The following is an 18,986-nucleotide window of genomic DNA, read 5'->3' as shown; positions in this document are numbered from 1 at the left end:
TTATCTTTTGTCGATAATATCCCGCGCTAATGCAGGATGTTATGGACGCTTTACTATCTTCTTTTACCGCTGTCGCCATTGCTGAAATCGGTGACAAAACTCAACTGCTCTCCCTGTTTTTAGCTGCGCGTTTTCGCAATAAAACCGCCATTATCGCCGGTATTCTGGTCGCGACCTTATTAAACCATGCGGCATCAGCCTGGTTAGGTGTCTGGGCGGCGCAGTTTATCCCTGCCGGTTGGGGCCCATGGTTGTTAGGAGGCTCTTTTATCGCTGTGGCGCTATGGCTGCTGATCCCGGATAAAGACGATAGCGACGATACTGCCATGCTAAAATACGGCGCCTTTGTTGCCAGCTGTGTACTGTTTTTCCTGGCCGAGATTGGCGACAAAACTCAGGTGGCAACGGTGATCCTGGCGGCGGCGTTTGACGATGCGGTCTGGATGGTGATCTGGGGCACGACACTGGGTATGCTGGCCGCCAACGTGCCGGTGGTCTATGCCGGTAGCTGGTTACTGCAAAAAGTTTCGCTGGATTGGGCACGACGCAGCGCCTGTGCAATCTTTATATTGCTCGGTATCGCTACCATTATCAGCAGCTAGTTTATCCACACCACTATATGAACGCCTCCTTTGCAAGGGTTTTTAACGTGTGCTGAGTTTGGATGGGCTGCGGTTCTATATCCGGTCTTATTAATGCGGGGCGCGCCCCCGCTGACCCTAATGATTTCCGCGACTTTAGTCCTTATTCTCCGGTCGGTATTTAAACCCTTCGTGTGGCCAGGCTGCTAAAGTATGGTCTTACCAATTTCATTACACGTCAGGCGCCCTGACAAACGGTTGCGAATAGCTTCGCGCTAAACTTGTTTTATCTTTGCGTTGTTAATCGTTTTGCTTAACCTGATTAAGCTAACTGACTTGCGAATACTGTGTTTCGCTATACTCCGCCTCTTTGCTTAACAATGCCCAAACAACTCTGGCTGTTTTATTGGCTAAAGCCAGTAGCACCACATTCTTTGGCCGGCGTACCAAGAGTTGCTGCAGCCACTCACTGGGATGTTTACTGTGCGTGATGGCCGAGCGGGCGCCGTGTACCAACAAGGTGCGTACATAGGTATCGCCTCGCTTGCTGATACCATGGAGCTTCACTTTGCCGCCTGAGCCGGTTTGTTTCGGGACTAAGCCCAACCAGGCGGAGAGCTCCCGGCCTGATTTAAACTGACTAACATCGCCTACTGTCGCCACGATGGCGGTGGCACTTAACACACCAATGCCCGGTACCTTCGCTATCCGCTGACATTGTGGGCAGCCTTTAAAATAAGCCGTAATATGTTGCTCTAACCCGGCAATATCGTCATCAAGCTTGTGGATATACGCAACCCGCTCATACATCCTGTCGGCAAATTCCTTGGGGACCGTCTGCGATAAGGTTTCTAAACAGCCGGCAATCTCACGTTTAAACGCTGTCCGTCCTCTGGCAATAACAATACCAAACTCGGCTAAAAACCCTCTTATCGCATTGATGCTACCGGTGCGGGTTTTCACTAAATACTCGCGCATCCGATGAGCTGATAACGCCGCTTGTTGCTCCACACTTTTCACCGCCACAAACCGCATCTGCGGTTGCTGTACCGCGGTCCAAATGGCCTGTGCATCCACCATGTCATTCTTATTGCCGATAACAAAGGGTTTAACCTTGTGCGCGGCAATTAACCTTACCTGATGGCCCATTTGCTGAAAACAACGACCCCAGTGATGCGCACCACTGCAGGCTTCCATCGCGATTAACGAGGGGGCTTTATTGCTGAACCATTCCAGAAAATGTTGTCGTTTCACTTTCTCTGAGCGCGCCTTACCAGCTTTGTCGACCCAGTGAATTTGGAAAACATCTTTTGCAATATCAACACCAAATACATTAAGCTTCATCTCGGATACCCCTGTTGTCTGTCGTTAATAACGACCATTTTGGCACACGATGCCGTGACCAGGGGTATCCATCCTTTCAGATAAACGCCCCTGACGCTTTAGTGGAGGCGTTCATATTATTCTCCGGTACCTGTGCATTAAAGTTTTCCACATGTCTCCGGTACCTGTGTAAGCACAGGTACCGGTCTAGTTAGCTATGTGCGAGGTTTATCGGCTTCAGGTGGCATTCAGCAGGGTGGGTAATAATCGGCTAAACCAATTAACGGGGATACTAATGTATAAATTTGCTCTCGCTTTAACCGTGTTGACGGCTACCAGCAGCGCGGTTGCAACCACTGTTTTAACCGAACAAAATATTGCCCGGCTGGAAGCGGCATTACCGGAGCTGGCTGCTATTGAACAGGATAATCCGCAAGGGCTAACCAAACTGCGGTTGAAAAAACATTGTGACTGGCAGCAGCATGCCAGTGATTTGCGCCAGCAAGAGCAGGGCAAAGCCTATGTGGCAGAGGTTGATCAGGTTCTGGCAAAACATCAATTAACGGCGCCGCTGTTTTTAGAGTTAACCGCGAAAGGCAGTTGGCCGCTATTGCAATCATTACAACCGGTACAACAACTGACCCGCCAGAGCTTACCCTTTTTACCTGAGCCACAGCGGCGCATCGCAGAGCAGAAAATTCAGCAAACTGAGCAGATGCAACAGGCGATAGAACCTTGTTTGACTGCTGCCGATAAGACAGCGTTACAGCACCACAAGCAGCGGCTGTTAAAGTTAGCCACCAGTTTACCGGGTGCCGCGTTTTAACGCCCACCAGGTAAATACGCTGGCACTGCCAAACATCAGTAAACTGTAAACGCTTGGTGCGATGGACATCGCTGAGCTTTGCAAAATACCAGTAGTAATTAGCAGTGCCAGGGTGCCATTTTGTAAGCCTACTTCCAGACAGATGGTCCGCGCTTGTTGCTCGCTATGTAGCAACCAGCGCCCCAAACCATAACCCAGAGCCATCGACAGCAGATTGAGTGCCAGCGCCGCCGGGCCGCTTAGCAGCAGATAGTGCCAAAGCGTATCGCCTAAATCATAGGCAATACTGATAATCAGCAGCAGTAATACCAGTACCGAAAAACGGCTGATTTGTGGCTGGGCGCGCTCGGCAAAATGTGGAAACTTCGCTTTGACTAACATGCCAATAATCACCGGGATCACGCCAACGACCAGTAGGGTTAACCAGGTTTTGAGTAGTGGTAGCTGTAATAAACTCTCGGCGCCTAAAAACTGTTGCATTGCCCAGGCAGCTAAAAAGGGCAGGGTAAAGGGGGTAACGAAACCGACCAGCGCCGTCAGTGATACCGATAAGCCAACATCGGCTTTGGATAAATAGCTGTATAAGTTCGACGTCGTGCCACCCGGACAGAGTGCCAGAATAAATAACCCAACCGCCAGCTCATCCTGAAGTTGAAACACTGCAATCACACCAAGCGCCAGCAGCGGCAGTAGTAGCAGTTGTGCCACGGCACCGACGAAAAACGCTTTCGGCTGGGTTGCGACTTGGTGAAAATTCTGCGGTCGCAGGCTCATGCCGACACCGGTCATAATAAAGATCAGCGCTAGCGGTAAACCAATCTGAGTCAAAGTTTCGAACATAGGTTGTTAATTTTAAAAGCAGAATATTAGTTAACCTAACCTGTTGTTTCCTTTTTAGCAATACCAGCGCGGGTTAACTTAGCGCCAGATAGAGGGTGCGGCCGCTTAACAGCAGGGTGATAGCCAGTACGCTAAAACCGAGCAGATTTTGCCGACGGTTATTGCGATAGCGCCCCAGCGCTTTGGCATTGACCGCGACTAACAGACAGAGCGTAATAACCGGTAATAAAATGCCATTGGCAACCTGGGCAAACCAGATCACGCTTAGAGGTTTCAGCCCCATGCTGGATACCGTAATACCTATTAACATCACCAGCAGCCAGGTCAGGCGAAACTGCTGCGGATTCAGTGCCAATAAACCCTGCAACGCAAAGGCCGCGGCCAGTGGTGCCGTTAGTGCCGATGATAAGCCTGCGGCCAGTAAGCCCAGCGCCATCAGATAGCGCGCACTGGCACCAAACAGTGGTTCCAGCGACAGTGCCAGCTCACCGGCGTTACTAAGCGTCAGTCCTTTGCCAAAAAATGCGCTAGCCGCCGTCGAGACTATTGCCAAAGTAATTAGGCCACCCAGCGGAATAGCAGTACGCAGATCGGCGGCAGACTCCGCCAGCGCCTGGGTTTTGTCGGTAGTTTGCCATTTACGGGCAGCACTGGCGGCATGTAAAAACAGTGAGTAGGGCACAACGGTGGTACCAATCAGCGCAATTACCGTTAGCGTTGCGCCCTCTGGCAGTTGCGGTACTAAAAGCCCGCGCAGTATGGCCGACCATGTCGGTTGGGTTAGCAGCATGCTGCTGATAAAGGCCAGGCTCATTAATAGCACCAGGCCAATTAACCAGCGCTCAATCAGTTGGTAGCGGCCTTGCCAGAGGATAGCCGCAGCAACGGCTCCGAATAGCAAAGCCCAGGGGTTCAGCTTGCTCTGCTCTGCCAGCGCAAGTCGCCAGGCGGTATCGCCCCAAATGGCTTCAGCTCCAAGGCTGGCACCAGTCAGATTACCGCCCTGATAGGCACTGTTACCCAGCACAATAGCGGCAATAACCAGCAGATAAAGTAAGGCCCGCAGCAGCGGATGCTGCAGCTGCAGGCGCAAATTCTCACCCAATCCCCGGCCGGTTACGATGCCTAATCTGGCTGCCATCTCCTGCAAAATCAGCGTCGCCAGCACCGAAAACAGCAAGGCCCACAGCAAAGCATAACCAAAGTTAGCACCGGCCAGTGATGCAGTAACCACGGTACCAGGCCCAATAAAAGCAGCGGTAACCAGGGTGGCGGGGCCAAAGCGAAAGATGGATGACATAGTTGTTGCTAAGCAGATGGTAGTTAACTCCAGACTTTACTGAAGCAATAACAGCAGATCCAGTTGATTCGCTTTTCGTTGCCTGACAGCAAGTTTTCTATTGGATTTATAAATTGCTTTTTATGTTAATACTCTGATTGTTAATGATAATAAAAAAATATTCGATTTTTCTAAATTTTTTTTGACCGAATTAATAAATCGGCCCGTATGCACTGAGGTGTAAAGAAACGCAGACAAACAGGAGCGTGTTGTCATGACTAATATCAATCAGCTGTTGTTAAACCTAAGTGTAAAGAAAAAATTGTTAAGTGGCTTTGCCGTGGTGCTGGCCATCTTATTAACCATCAGTGCCCTGAGTTTTCAGGCTTTGGGCGCTTTAAGTGAACGCTTTACGCTACTGAACAACGTGAAAAGCATTAGTTTGCTGATCTCCGATGCTCGGCAGCAAGAAAAAAACTTTATTCTGCGCGGTGAGGTGCAGTATATCGACACGGCCATTGCCAATGTTGAGCAAAGTCTGCGTTTGTCTGACGCCGCTATTGCCGGCTTTAGCACGCCAGAAAGCATTACCCTGATGCAAACCCTGCAGCAACAGGCCCGCAGTTATCAGCAGGAACTGAGAAATTATCAACGACTTGAGCTGGAAAACCGGGCTCGTCAGCAACAGATGGAAGCCCAGGCGTACGCTGCCATCAGAAGCTTTAGCCAGTTGGAGCAAGACTTCCAGGCCAAGGCTACTGCTGCGATCGCGCGTCAGGGTAATGCCGAAACTATCGCTGCGCTAAGTTATTCGCAGCTGGCTGCTGATGCCAACCGTGCTTTGCTGGAGGCGCGACGGTTAGAGCGTAACTTTATTATCAGCAAGGATAATGCGGTTTATCAGGCACTGTTGGCACAGTTGGCAACGCTGGAGCAAATTATTCCGCAGTTACAGCAAAGTAGTAATGAGGCAATGGTGCAGCAACTGTTGGCCGAGGTGAATCAGCAGCTGGCGGCCTACCGCTCTGAATTTAGCAGTTTTCGCCAAATCAGTGCCCAGCTGGATAACTCTGAGCAGCAATTAACCGAGCAGGCTCGTGCTGTGGTATCTGATGCTGATTTATCGTTAGCGCGACAATTAGAGCGCCTGGCCGTGGAAGAGCAACAGTTAAAAACGGTATTACTGGTGTCCAGTGCGCTGGCGCTGCTCTTCGGCATCGCTGCCGCCCTGATCATCACCCGTCTGATTGTAAAACCGCTACAGCAGGTGGTGGCCGTGGCAGATAAAATTGCTGACGGCGATTTAACTGCCGATTTGGTCCCCGATCGTAGCGATGAACTGGGACAGTTGATGCAGTCTATGCAGCGCATGACGTTAAGTTTACGGCAGCTGATTTTGCGCCTCTCGGCAGGGATAACACAATTGGCCAGTTCAACTGAAGAAATGGCGGTGATTTCGCAGCAAACCAGCACCGGTGTGGCACAACAGAAAATGGAAACCATGCAGGTCGCCACCGCGATGAATGAAATGACCGCCACCGTGCAGGATGTGGCCCGCAGTGCCGAGGAAGCGTCAACTGCAGCTACTCACTCAGCCGAGCAGGCTGAATTTAGCAACCGCATTTTAGATCGCACTATGAGCGGCATTAAAAATCTGGCGCAGGAGGTCAGTGATACGGCGGTATCCATTGCCGAATTGCAGCAAGAAGCCGCCAGTATCGGCGAAATTGTTAGCGTGATTTCTGGTATTACCGAGCAAACCAACTTATTGGCACTGAATGCGGCCATTGAGGCGGCGCGGGCAGGTGAAGCCGGGCGCGGGTTTTCTGTGGTGGCCGATGAAGTACGGCAACTGGCCAACCGGGCCCAGCAGCCCACCACCAAAATCAGTGAAGTGATTAAGCGCTTGCAGCAAAAAACCGAACAGGCAGTACAGGCGATGCAGGCCAATGCCGGCATGGCGAATGAGGTATTTAAATCGACGGATGATGCCACTGAGGCTATCGAACAAATTATTAGTAATATCAAGAATATTCAGGCGATGAATCAGCAAATTGCCGCTGCAGCGCTGCAGCAAAGTACGGTAGCAGAAGAAATTAACCGCAGTTTGACCAATATTCAGGTGGTAACAGAGCAGTCTTCGGTCGCGATTGAAGAAACCGCCAAAACCAGCAGTGCGCTCAGTCAGCTTGGACTGGAACAACAGCAACTGGCCAATCAGTTCCGGTTATCTGCTGCCTGAGCAAAGCCGGCAGCAGGCGCTGCTGGCTGCACCTGGAGGGTGCTATGCTAGAAAAATATTCACAGTTAACCCCCGGCGCTTTTTTTATTCTGGAGCGCGATAAAGTGGGAGATTACCGTCTGCCGTCAGCGAGTGAAAGTATCTACCGGATCACCGGTTACAGTGCGGCTACTTTAAGGCGCAAGCCGCATCTGTTTTTTGTTAATTTGCACCCAGATGATATTTTACAGGTGCAGCAACAGATCCAACTTTCAGGCAGAGATTTACAGCAATTATACGTGAAATGCCGATTCTTACATGCGGCCGGGCATTGGGTTTGGCTAAGTATTAAGGCGGTACCGGAATACTTAAACTCAGGGGTGCGTTGGTGTGGTTTTACCTATGTGGTGAACCCTCAAGCTTAATTTTATCCCACCAAATCGCCAGTTGGCAGGATTTTGCTGCTGGCGCCTTGCTGCCTGTGCTAGGGTAAGCGCTGCAAAATAACCAGAATAAGTGCTTGCTATGAAAAGATTTCAATACTCTGTTAGCCGTGTCGCCCTGGCACTGGCTCTATCGGTAACCCTTGTATCCTGTAGTCAACTTGGAACGACAACTAACACGGCGCAGCTGCAGCCAAGCGCCGTGACTATTGCGGCCAGTAGTGCCGATGTGAGCAACCTTAAACCGTTAAGCCTGAGTGATATTATGCAGTTTCGCGAGATTAAAGATCGTGCGGTTAGCGGTAATCAGCAGTGGCTGCTTTATACGGCTGAGCCGGATTTTGGCGACAGTACCGGCTATGTGCGGCATTTACTTAGCGAGCGCGAGTTTAGTATTGAGCGCGCAGATCGTGGCCAGCTGAATCAAACCGGTAGTTTTGCGCTGTTTCGCCAGCAGGCGCCGCTGTTAGCGCGTGAACAGGCCAAAAACGATAAAGCTAAACGCGATGCCTTAGCACAGAACGCTATTCTGCTTAATACCACGACTGGCGAGCAGCGGGTGTTTGCCAATATCGAACGCTTTAGCTTTACCGGTGCCGGTAATTATGCCCTGTTACTGGCGCGCAAAGCCGATGGCAAAGACAGTAGCCAATCACTTCAACTGCTGGATTTACAAAGCGGTAAGGTGAGCGAGCTGGGGCAGGTGACAGAGTTTGCTACCGCCAAAGACTCGGACTTAATCGCCCTAGTTGTTGAGCAAGCGGGCATTGATCAAGCAGGTATTGGGCAAGCTGCCAGTACGCAAACCACAACAGACAAAGCGGCAAAAAACACCAAACCAAGCCAGCAGGTGTTAGTCTATTTCCCTGCCGAGCAGCGCAGTCTGGCACTTACTGAAGCTAACGCCGACATCAAACAGCAATTACGTTTTAGCCCGGATGGTCAGCAACTGGTATTTTTTAGCGCTGCTAAAGCCGAAAAAGGCCAGGAAGTTGCGCAGCAACTGTGGTATTGGTCGGCTAAAAATTTAACAAGTAGCAATAAAAACCCGGCCCGGCCGTTGACTTTAGCACAAGATGGCTGGCTGTTAAGCGATAAGCAGGCACCGGAGTGGCGTGACGATAGCCGGGCGGTACTGTTAGGTTTTCGGCCACTCGTCGCGCCGGCAGTAGAAGCGGCGGCACTGGAAACGGACGAGCAGCTGTTTGATTTAGCCCGCCTGGCCGCTGGGCGCAAGCTGCAGGTGTGGCATGGTCAGGATCCGCGGATTATCCCGCAGCAAAAAGCGGAGTATCAGCAAGCACAGCGCCGCACCGCCCCGGCTTTGCTCTGGTTGGATAACAGCAGTCTGGATAATAGTAGCCTGGCAAGCGACGCCACACCGCGACTGGTAGCGCTAAGTGCCGATATCGAAGATCGGCTGTACCCATCGCAAAACCCGCAGGCGGCGCTGCTCAGCAATGGCCGTCCTTATCTGCAGCAACTGACCTGGCAGGGCCGGTTACATGATATCTGGCATGTTAATTTGCATACCGGACAGCGGCAGCAGGTCTTTGCCGGCAACCCATCTTACGAGCGTGCGCACCTCTCACCCTCTGGCCGTTATGCGCTGTATCAGCAGCAGGGCAAACTCTGGTTATTTGATAGCAGCGATGGCAGCAAACGCCAGCTGGCTGCGGATATTAAGGTGTCCTGGGTTGATGAAATGCACGATCGGCCGGAACCAGCGGCTGCCTATGGCGTAGCCGGTTGGTTAGCTGATGAATCGGCGGTACTGGTTTATGATCGCTTTGATATCTGGCAACTGGGCCTGAATGGCGACAACCGTAATCTGACGGTAAATGGCCGCGACACGCACTGGCGTTACCGCTTTGAACAAACCGATGCCAAAGCGCAGGCGATTGCCGTGAATAGCAAGCTGCTATTACGCGGTTTTAACGAGCAGAGCAAACAGAGCGGCTTTTATCAGCTGAATTTGGCAACGGGTGAACGACAAACCCTGATCAGCGGCAATAAGCGCTATGATGTTGTTGAAGCGCTGGAACAGCAGGATGCCTACCTGTTTACCGAACAAAGCTTCCGCCAGTTTCCGGATCTTAAACTGGCGAAGCCTGATTTTAGCGAGCTGACTCAGCTAACGGATGTGAATCCGCAGCAGCGCCATTTCGTCTGGGGCGACAGCCATCTGATTGACTGGTTTACCGCCGATGGTGAGCGGCTGCAAGGCGTGGTATTAACGCCGGATGGTTTCGATCCGGCCAAGCGCTATCCGGTGCTGGTGTATTATTACGAGCAATTCTCCGACCGCTTATTTAACTATAACCAGATGCGGGTTAATCACCGGCCGAACTTCCCGTTTTATTTAGGGCAGGATTATGTGGTGTTTTTACCGGATATCCGTTTCCGCGAGGGGGCGCCCGGCCCAAGTGCTACCGAGTCCTTATTGCCGGCGATTGACCGTTTAATTGAACTGGGGATTGCCGATCCTAAAGCTATCGGTTTGCATGGACATAGTTGGTCGGGTTATCAAACGGCTTTTGTGATCACCGAAACTGATCGCTTTGCCGCCGCCGTAGCTGGCGCACCGGTAGCGAATATGACCAGTGCCTATAGCGGTATTCGCTGGCAAACCGGCCTGGCGCGGCAGTTCCAGTATGAAACCGGGCAAAGCCGCATTGGCGAGTCGATGTTCGACAATCTCAAGCCTTATATTGATAACTCACCGGTGTTCTTTGCCGATAAGATCAACACGCCGCTGTTGATCCAATTTGGTGATAAAGACGGGGCTGTGCCTTGGGAGCAGGGTATCGAGCTGTATTTAGCGCTGCGCCGGCTGCAAAAAGAGGTGGTGATGCTGCAGTACGAAGGCGAAGATCACCATCTGGCGGACTTTGCCAACAAGGTCGATTACAGCATGAAAATGCTGGAGTTTTTTAATCACTACCTTAAAGGCGAGCCGGCACCAATGTGGTGGCAGCAAGGGCAGCCGTATCAGCGCAATGACTAAGCACTAGTTAACATCATTAACAGCAGCGCCAACCCTTGTTGGCGCTTGGTGTAAACTGCAACAGGCATACAGCTTTCCTTGGGTAGTTTATTGGCGTTGGAGACGGCGGTGGTTAATAGCAGAACATTTAATTTTTATTCTCAATATTTATACAATAAGCTTTGACATCCTGGTTTAAACCGATACACTGCTCAGGCTTAATTAGCTTGTTCATTATTTATGCAAACCTTGAATGTTACTGCCGTTTAGTACCCTTTCCTGTATTCATAAGTTTAAACATCTCTTGCAGCACTATCGCCTCGTCGCAGGCACTTTAATTAATTGATACAGGTAACTCTTATGTCTACTCCAACTACCGGCACCGTAAAATGGTTTAACGAAGCTAAAGGCTTTGGTTTTATTGAACAAGCGTCAGGTCCTGACGTTTTTGCTCATTTCAGCGAAATCTTAAGCGGTGGTTTTAAATCACTGCAAGAAGGCCAACGGGTGCAATTTACCGTAACGGCCGGCCAAAAAGGCCCACAAGCATCAAAAATTTCTGTGATGTAAGGCTTAATCGCCTGCTCTGAGCCAGTAAGTTTTGCTGCTGGCAAAGGAACAACACAATAGGGCCTCTGCAACGCAGCGGCCCTTTTTGCTTTTGGATAAAACGATAGTCTTGCCAGTCAGTTACCAAGCTTTAAGTTGCGAGTTTCGCCACTAAAAAATCAATCATTGCCCGCACTTTGGCCGGTTGACTGCGGCTGGGGTGAAATAAAATATGTAAGCCACCCAGATCGATATTCGGCAGCTCTAGTCTGATTTCCTGTAGTTGGCCGCTGGCCAGCGCCTGACGCACAATAAAATCCGGCTGATAAATAATGCCCTGGCCACCAATGGCTGCGGCGAGCAGGGCGTCACCGCTATTTGCCTGTAAGTTGCCTTTCACGTTCACCTTGTGCTCGCCCTGTCTGCCAAATGCCCAGTTGCCGCTGCGCTGCATTGCCGACAAGGTATAACTGAGACAATTATGCCGGGCTAATTCGCTACTGTGCTGTGGCGTACCGTAGCGCTGTAGGTAGGCCGGCGCCGCACAAAGGCGCATCGGGCAATTCCCCAGGCCACGGCTTTTTAAATTGCTGTCGCTTAGCTGGCCAATACGCACCGCCAGATCCCAGCCGCCGGCTAAAATATCCTGCTGCTGATCACTAAGCCCCAGCTCAATTTCAACCAGCGGATAACGCTGGCTAAATTCTGGTAGTAGTGGGGCAATATAATGCGCACCGAAAGATAACGGAATATTCATCCGCAGCAGGCCAATGGCTTCACTGCTAAGGGCGGTGATTTCGGCATCGGCTTCTGCCACCTGCTGCAAAATACGCCGGCACGAGCCCAAATAATCTTCACCGGCGTCAGTGAGTCGTAATTGGCGGGTGGAGCGGTGCAGCAGCTTTACACCTAAGCGATTTTCCAGCGCATCCAGATATTTGCTCGCCATCGCCGGTGATAATTTTAGTGCCCGCCCAGCCGCAGACAAGCTACCAAGACTGGCTGCCTCAACAAAAATTTGCATACTGGTTAAGCGATCTAACATTTATTTCTCACTGATAGTAAAAACAGTTGTTCATTTTTGCTTGTTATAATCATATCAGTAACAGGCTAAACTGGTGCAACTTTACCACAGGAGCTTTTACTGATGTCTGAAGCAATGCCTGATTCGCCGCTAACGCAACCGGCCTATTTTATTCCACATGGCGCCGGCCCCTGTTTCTTTATGAACTGGAACCCGGTCCATACCTGGCAGCAGATGGCGGCGTTTTTACGCGGTATCGAGTCTGATTTACCGGCACCGCCAAAAGCCATTCTGCTGATTTCGGCACACTGGCAGGATGACGCCTTTGCGCTGACCGCTGCGGCCAACCCCGATTTAATTTACGACTATTTTGGTTTTCCGGAATCAACTTATCAGCTGACATATCCGGCTCCCGGCGCACCTGAGCTGGCGGCGGCGATTGCCGAACGGATTAGCGCAGCGCGTTTACCCAGCCGCCTGGAGCAGAGCCGCGGTTTTGACCATGGCGTTTTTATCCCGTTAAAACTGATGTTTGCTAAGGCAGAGATCCCGGTAGTACAGCTGTCACTGCAACGCGGCCTGGATGCCTCAGCGCACCTTCAGCTTGGCGCGGCATTGGCGCCGCTGCGAGAGCAGGGCGTACTAATTATTGGCAGTGGCATGAGTTTTCATAATATGCGTGGCTATGGCGATCCGCGCTATACCGCGCCCTCAGAGATCTTTGACCGCTGGTTAACCGATGCCGTGCAAGCCGAGCCGCTAACACGCTATGCCCTGTTGCAGCAGTGGCAAACGGCGCCCCATGCCATAGATTGCCATCCACGCGGGGCCGAAGAGCATTTGCTGCCGCTAATGGTTGTTGCCGGAGCCGCCGGCGCGGCCAGTGGCCGTAAAGTGTATTCAGAAAATGTGCTGCGCACCCAGTTGTCAGCATTTCGGTTTGGTTAGAATGACGAGCAAAGTTGGCTAGCTCGCAGGCAGTGTTGTCCGTTCAGCCAGATACTGAAGTCGGTGGCGCTGTTGATGGTGGGGGTGCCTGGAGACTATCTTGCTGGCTGCCAATAGAGTTAAAGGCTAAACATTGCAACTAGGGTGTTACTGATCGCGGTTTGGGTATTCGTATCCAAACAGCTTGATTTTGGCAAAGTTGAAATATTTTGATGCTGACTAATTGGGAGGGGGGCAGCTATGAGCGGCGAGTGTTGATATAGCAAGCAGGTATTACGACGAGAAAAGTTTGCTATATGGCAAACATTGTAGAATAGGCCTATAATGTTTGCTAATTGGCGAACACTGGAGGGTGTTATGGCAACCCGAGTAGCAATTGGTAAAACAATACGTGCAAGCAGAACCGCCCTTGGCTATACCCAACAGGCGTTGTCCGGACGAACAGGTATTCATAAATCAACCATCTCCGAGATTGAAAATGGCCGCTTTAGCGGTTCCTTTGATATTTTTGAACGGGTGCTGGATGCGTTGGATCTGACGTTTGAAGTTACCCCTAAACAACACCGTCTGCCGGATTGGGATGAACTGGATACCTTGTTCTCGGAGCATGAACAATGAGCAGTCCCAGCTCCCCGTTGTTGTTACCGGCCCAGATCAACACTATTACTGTGTGTATTGAGGGTAAAGAGGCCGAGGGTTTAGCGCACGATACCATTCAACGGGTATATGGTGCGCTTAAAACAATGCTTAACTATGCAGTGAAAAGAGCTGTGCTATCTAAAAGCTTGGCATATTCAAAACGCTAATCCCATCAGAGGCCTAGTGTTTCCATCACTAGTTACCGGTAAGCGTCTGGATAAAAAAGCCATGCAAAAGCCCTGGGCGAAAATTCGTGAGTTAGCCGGTTTACCGGATAACCTGAACTTGTACACTTTGCGGCATAACTTTGCTAGCCAGTTAATTGCCAAAGGCGCAGATTTGTTGACGGTATCTAAGTTGATGGCACATACCAATATTCAAACCACCATCAAACACTATGGCCATTTGGTGCAAAATAAAGCTAAAGAGTATTTGGATTTCCTCTAAGAACATGTGTGTTAGATTATTGCCTTAGGTTGCTACAAGTGGTACAAACTTATCTTTAATATTTAAAGATAAATCATCAGCTTGCGATGAGGGATTATGACGCAGCCGGTTTTAACTGCCAACCAGTCTAATTTTGTTTTTCTAAACGAATACGATCCGCTGTTTTTGCAGTTGGCGCAAAGTGCTGAGCGTGCCTTTAGCGCAGACCCTAATACTACTTTAATTAAATTGCGCCAATTTGCTGAAGCGATAGCGCAGGAAGTGGCTGCGCGCTCCGGCGTTGCTTTTGACGAGCAAACCACACAAGCAGACTTACTTTACAAGCTTAATCGCGAGCTGGGGTTTGATCCCAGTGTGCGCGAGCTGTTTCATATATTGCGTATTGAAGGCAATAAAGCTACCCACCAGTTTAAAACCCAACACAAAGAGGCCTTAGACGGTTTAAAAGTCGCCCGGGCGTTAGCGGTGTGGTTTCATCAGGCCTTTGGTAAGGCCGGTACCCAATTTAAAGCCGGGCCTTTTATTGCACCGAACGACCCTAGCAGCCAGCTGCGTCAACTGCAGCAAGATATAGAAAAGCTAAAAGCCGATTTAAACCAGGCAAATGTGCAGCTCGATAGCAGCCAGCAACTACATGAGCTGGTTGCGAAAGAAAAGGCAGAGTATGAAGCCTTAGCCTTGGCAATGGATGAAGAAGCCAAACAGTTGGCGCAGCAAGCGGCGTTGCACGAAGCGGCATTAAAGCAACAGCAGCAAGAATATGAAGCGAAGATCCAGCAGTTGCAGCAGCAAATTGCCACCCAAGCCAGTGACGATGTGGCCAAGCAACAAAGTAGCGTTAAGCAAAAAACGCAGGCGGCCAGCCAGTATATTACCCTTAATGAAGAACTTACTCGTATTCTGATCGATCAGCAGCTACGAGATGCCGGTTGGGATGTTGATACGCAGGAGTTAACCTTTCAAAAAGGTTGTCGGCCAGAGAAAGGCAAAAACAAAGCAATTGCCGAGTGGCCAACCAAATTAAACGGCGAAGGTGGTCGTGCCGATTACGCGCTGTTTTGCGGGTTAACGCCGATAGCGGTAGTCGAAGCGAAAAAAGAAAACGTCAATGTGGCCGGTAAAATCGACCAGGCTGAACGCTATAGCCGGGGTTTTAATGTGGTATCGCCGCTAACCGGTGCCTGGGAGCTGGCAGGCTTAACCGTGGCCTGGCCGGATAGTCACGATGGCCATTACAAAGTGCCCTTTGTCTATTCCTGTAATGGTCGGCCATATGTGCCGCAACTGGCTGAACAATCGGGCACCTGGTTTCGTGATGTACGCGAGCAGAGCAACCTAAAGCGCGCGTTGCAGAGTTTTCACACACCGGAAGGCTTGCTGGATCTGCTAAAACGCAGCAAGGCGCAAGCCGAACAGCAGCTTAAGCAAGAGCCTTTTGGTTACTTAAAAGTAAGGCCGTACCAGCAAAAAGCTATTGAAGCGGTAGAAACGGCGCTTGCCGAAAACCGTCGTTCCGCGTTGCTGGCGATGGCGACCGGCACTGGTAAAACCCGCACCATCATTGGTTTAATGTATCGCTTTTTAAAAGCCGAACGCTTTAAACGTATTTTGTTTTTGGTTGACCGTACCGCTTTGGGCCAGCAAGCATTAGATGCCTTTAACGAAGCAAAGCTAGAGCAAAACCATACCCTCTTTAAGATATACAATATCGCTGATCTGGGCGATATGGCGGCAGAGGCTGAAACCCGCATTCAGGTTGCCACTGTGCAGGCGATGGTAAAACGTATCTTTATGAGCGATAACCCGCCAGCACTGGATCAGTTTGATTGTATTATTGTCGATGAAGCGCACCGCGGTTATACCTTGGATCAAGAGATGACCGAAGGCGAGCTGGCCACTCGTGATGCCAGCCAATATTTGTCGAGTTACCGCCGTGTGCTGGACTACTTCGATGCCTTTAAAGTGGCGCTTACCGCGACTCCAGCCAAGCATACCAGCGAGATCTTTGGTAAACCGGTATATACCTATTCCTACCGTGAAGCCGTAGCTGATGACTGGTTGATTGACCACGAGCCGCCCATCCGTTTTGAAACCTTGCTTAGCCAAAATGGCATTAAGTTTGAAAAGGGCGCCAAGGTCAGTGCCATTAACACCCACACGGGTGAGATTGAATCAGCGGATCTGGAAGACGAACTTAACTTTGATGTTGAAGCCTTTAACCGCCGGGTAATAAACGAGAACTTTAACCGGGTGATTTGCCAGCAGTTAGCCAAAGAGCTGGATCCTTTTGGTGACGAGAAGACCATGATCTTCTGCGCCACCGATTTACACGCTGATATGGTAAAGCGCCTGTTAGATGACGCCTTTAAAGCCATGTACAACGGCGACTATAACCAGGCGGCGGTGGCCAAAATTACCGGCCAAAGTGATAAGGTTGAGCAGCTTATCCGGCAGTACAAGAACGAGCGTTACCCCAATATCGCTATAACGGTCGACTTACTCACCACCGGTATTGATGTGCCAACCATCTGCAACCTGGTGTTTATGCGCCGGGTTAAATCGCGCATTTTGTACGAGCAAATGATTGGTCGTGCCACCCGCCGTTGTGACGACATTGGTAAAACGGTATTTCGCATTTACGACCCGGTAGATATTTACGCCGCACTGCAAGATGTGAACACCATGAAGCCGCTGGTGAAAGACCCTAACATCACGTTAGAGCAGTTGGTGGACGAGCTGACCACACCGGATAAACTACAACAGGCGTTAGCCAGCCCCGGTGAGCAGCAAGGCGAAAGCTATGCTGATGTGGTGCTTAGCCAGCTAAGCCAAAAAGTGATGCGGGTGCTGCGTAAAGCCGAAAATAAAGCCGATAGCAAACCGGCTCTGAAGCAAAAGCTTACTGAACTACAAGACTTGTGGGGTGTCGAGCCGAAAAGCCTGCATACCCATTTACGCCAACTTGGGCCCACTCAGGCGGCGCAGTTTATTCAGCAACACAGCGGGCTGTTAAACCAGCTGAATGAAGTAAACAGCCTGGTCGGCTCAGTGTATCAGCCGGTATTGTCGGATCACCATGACGAGCTTAAAGAACGCAAGCAAAGCTATGGTGAATACGAAAAGCCAGAAGATTACTTAGAGAGCTTTAATCAGTTTATTAAAGGCCAGCTTAACCAATCGGCTGCGCTGGCGGTGGTAGTAAATAAGCCGCGTGACTTAAGCCGGGAGCAGTTAAAGGAAGTAAAACTGTTGCTGGATAGCGCCGGTTACTCCGAGGTGAAATTACGAGGTGCGGTACGCAATCAAACCAATCAGGACATCGCAGCCAGCATTATTGGTCATATTCGCCGTGCTGCGCTGGGCGAACCACTGTTGCCATTTGAGCAGCGCGTAGCCCAAGCAATGCAGCGCTTGTATCAGCAGCACAACTTTAACCCTAACCAGCGCAAGTGGTTAGAACGCCTGGCCAAGCAGCTGGTACATGAAGTGGTGGTCGACCGGGATTTCGTTAATAACTGCTTTGCTAACGATGGCGGTGCTAAGCGGCTAAATGCAGTGCTGGATGATCAGTTAGACACGGTGCTGGCAGAATTAAGCGAGGGCATTTGGTTGCAGCAGGGTTTATCGTAACTAAACCAACTTAAATTAAGCAGAGGTCTTATTTTAAGTTGGCAATTAAGTTAAATTAGCGGCCGGTTTTATTTTAACTTCAGGACAAATTATGCAGCGTGGAAGCACAGGGCATTATGTAGCCAGTATTGCCGGCGGGGTTAACTGCCAGGCTTTTGTGCCTGCCCCCTTGCCACCAAAGCCGGCGCTGCAACTCGATAGCAAGCTGCAAGGGCGCATTAATCAGGCTATGCTGGCGCTGGGCAGGCTGGATGCCATCAGCACCTTGCTGCCCGACGCCCGTTTGTTTTTATACAGCTATGTGCGTAAAGAGGCGGTAATGTCTTCGCAAATTGAAGGCACCCAATCGTCACTGAGTGATTTAATGCTGTATGAAATGGAAGGCATGCCCGGCGTGCCGATGGACGATGTGCAGGAAGTGTCTTGCTACGTTAGTGCGCTGGAGCTGGGCGTTACCCGTATTAATGAAGGGCATCCCATTACCTTTCGCCTGCTGACCGAATTACACCGGGCATTAATGACATCAGGGCGAGGTATAAGCAAAGGTCCGGGAGAGTTTCGTAAAAACCAAGTCTGGATTGGCGGCTACCGTGCCGATGAAGCCACCTTTGTGCCCACGCCGGCGCAGGAGTTGGCACAGTGCTGGGCCGACTTAGAGCGCTTTTTAAATGACGTACCAGAACAAACCGATCCGTTAATTAAAGCGGCGCTGGCCCATGTACAGTTTGAAACCATTCACCCCTTTATGGATGGTAATGGCCGGCTGGGACGGTTACTTATTCCGCTGATTTTGGTGCAGGCTAAGGTATTAAGCCAGCCGCTGTTATATCTGTCGGTGTTTTTTAAAAAGCACCGGCAAACCTATTACGACCGCTTACAACAAGTACGCACCAGCGGTGATTGGGAAAGCTGGCTGCTGTTTTTTGTTGACGCCGTAGCCGCTACAGCAACCCAGGCCGTGCAGATGGCGCAGCAGCTAAATAACTTGCGCAGTGAGCACCGGGCAGCGCTGTCCGGCTTTGGCCGCATAGCATCTTCAGCGCAGCAGGTGCTGGATGTGTTATTTGAATACCCCATTGCCAATATTAATACCCTGGTAGAACACAGCGGCTTAACGGCTGCTACGGTGGGTAAGGTGATGGATAAACTGCTACAACCCGAAGTAGCCTGGGTGCAAGAGTTAACCGGCCAAAAACGTAACCGGGTATTTGCATACCGTGCCTATATTGAAATTTTGAATCAGGATTAAC

15 protein-coding genes are annotated in these 18,986 nt (G+C 50.6%); 11 read left to right on the top strand and 4 right to left on the bottom strand.

The window, feature by feature from the left end:
- Positions 1 to 41: 41 nt before the first annotated feature.
- Positions 42 to 602, top strand: a complete 561-nt coding sequence (locus AJE_RS02235) for a TMEM165/GDT1 family protein (protein ID WP_008949463.1) — start codon at positions 42 to 44, stop codon at positions 600 to 602.
- Positions 603 to 908: 306 nt separating this feature from the next.
- Here the strand turns inward: AJE_RS02235 and AJE_RS02230 are convergent, their stop codons facing one another.
- Positions 909 to 1,925 (bottom strand): IS110 family RNA-guided transposase, encoded by a 1,017-nt coding sequence (locus AJE_RS02230; protein WP_008949462.1) that lies wholly within the window; start codon positions 1,923 to 1,925, stop codon positions 909 to 911.
- 274 nt (positions 1,926 to 2,199) lie between these two features.
- On the opposite strand from AJE_RS02230, the gene AJE_RS02225 reads away from it, so the two are divergent.
- A complete protein-coding gene (locus AJE_RS02225) occupies positions 2,200 to 2,730 on the top strand; it encodes a hypothetical protein (RefSeq protein WP_008949461.1) in 531 nt (176 codons plus the stop codon).
- On the opposite strand, the gene AJE_RS02220 is transcribed toward AJE_RS02225, so the two are convergent.
- On the bottom strand, positions 2,710 to 3,570 hold the full coding sequence (locus AJE_RS02220; protein ID WP_008949460.1) for a bile acid:sodium symporter family protein: 861 nt from the start codon (positions 3,568 to 3,570) through the stop codon (positions 2,710 to 2,712). The genes AJE_RS02225 and AJE_RS02220 overlap by 21 nt on opposite strands.
- 73 nt (positions 3,571 to 3,643) lie before the next feature.
- Positions 3,644 to 4,870 carry an Nramp family divalent metal transporter gene (locus AJE_RS02215; RefSeq protein ID WP_008949459.1) on the bottom strand — a complete coding sequence of 409 codons (1,227 nt, stop codon included), beginning with the start codon at positions 4,868 to 4,870 and terminating at the stop codon, positions 3,644 to 3,646.
- A gap of 253 nt (positions 4,871 to 5,123) precedes the next feature.
- On the opposite strand from AJE_RS02215, the gene AJE_RS02210 reads away from it, so the two are divergent.
- The 4 genes from AJE_RS02210 (at position 5,124) to AJE_RS02195 (ending at position 11,069) form a co-directional block, all read left to right on the top strand.
- Positions 5,124 to 7,091, top strand: coding sequence for a methyl-accepting chemotaxis protein (locus tag AJE_RS02210; protein ID WP_008949458.1), 1,968 nt, complete (start codon positions 5,124 to 5,126; stop codon positions 7,089 to 7,091).
- Positions 7,092 to 7,135: 44 nt separating this feature from the next.
- Positions 7,136 to 7,495, top strand: coding sequence for a PAS domain-containing protein (locus tag AJE_RS02205; RefSeq protein WP_008949457.1), 360 nt, complete (start codon positions 7,136 to 7,138; stop codon positions 7,493 to 7,495).
- Positions 7,496 to 7,595: 100 nt separating this feature from the next.
- Positions 7,596 to 10,520, top strand: coding sequence for an alpha/beta hydrolase family protein (locus AJE_RS02200; RefSeq protein WP_008949456.1), 2,925 nt, complete (start codon positions 7,596 to 7,598; stop codon positions 10,518 to 10,520).
- A 339-nt stretch (positions 10,521 to 10,859) separates the two neighbouring features.
- Positions 10,860 to 11,069, top strand: coding sequence for a cold-shock protein (locus tag AJE_RS02195; RefSeq protein ID WP_008949455.1), 210 nt, complete (start codon positions 10,860 to 10,862; stop codon positions 11,067 to 11,069).
- Between the two features lie 130 nt (positions 11,070 to 11,199).
- Here AJE_RS02195 and AJE_RS02190 read toward each other — a convergent pair whose 3' ends face one another.
- Complete coding sequence (locus AJE_RS02190) at positions 11,200 to 12,093, bottom strand: LysR family transcriptional regulator (RefSeq protein WP_008949454.1); 894 nt, start codon at positions 12,091 to 12,093, stop codon at positions 11,200 to 11,202.
- A 102-nt stretch (positions 12,094 to 12,195) separates the two neighbouring features.
- On the opposite strand from AJE_RS02190, the gene AJE_RS02185 reads away from it, so the two are divergent.
- The 5 genes from AJE_RS02185 (at position 12,196) to AJE_RS02160 (ending at position 18,985) form a co-directional block, all read left to right on the top strand.
- A complete protein-coding gene (locus AJE_RS02185) occupies positions 12,196 to 13,020 on the top strand; it encodes a DODA-type extradiol aromatic ring-opening family dioxygenase (protein ID WP_008949453.1) in 825 nt (274 codons plus the stop codon).
- 357 nt (positions 13,021 to 13,377) lie between these two features.
- Entirely contained in the window at positions 13,378 to 13,638 is a 261-nt protein-coding gene (locus tag AJE_RS02180) for a helix-turn-helix domain-containing protein (RefSeq protein WP_008610166.1), read from the top strand.
- Positions 13,639 to 13,842: 204 nt separating this feature from the next.
- Positions 13,843 to 14,106, top strand: coding sequence for a tyrosine-type recombinase/integrase (locus AJE_RS02170; RefSeq protein ID WP_039927902.1), 264 nt, complete (start codon positions 13,843 to 13,845; stop codon positions 14,104 to 14,106).
- A gap of 96 nt (positions 14,107 to 14,202) precedes the next feature.
- Positions 14,203 to 17,736, top strand: coding sequence for a type I restriction-modification system endonuclease (gene hsdR / locus AJE_RS02165; protein WP_008949451.1), 3,534 nt, complete (start codon positions 14,203 to 14,205; stop codon positions 17,734 to 17,736).
- Positions 17,737 to 17,827: 91 nt separating this feature from the next.
- Positions 17,828 to 18,985: a Fic family protein gene (locus tag AJE_RS02160; RefSeq protein ID WP_008949450.1), complete on the top strand. Its 1,158-nt coding sequence runs from the start codon at positions 17,828 to 17,830 to the stop codon at positions 18,983 to 18,985.
- Position 18,986 lies beyond the last annotated feature (1 nt).

Origin of the sequence: Alishewanella jeotgali KCTC 22429 (genome assembly GCF_000245735.1) — a bacterium.
Lineage (GTDB): Bacteria > Pseudomonadota > Gammaproteobacteria > Enterobacterales > Alteromonadaceae > Alishewanella > Alishewanella jeotgali.
The sequence above is the reverse complement of the archived record's forward strand: the minus strand, read 5'-3'. Positions and strand labels throughout refer to the sequence as shown.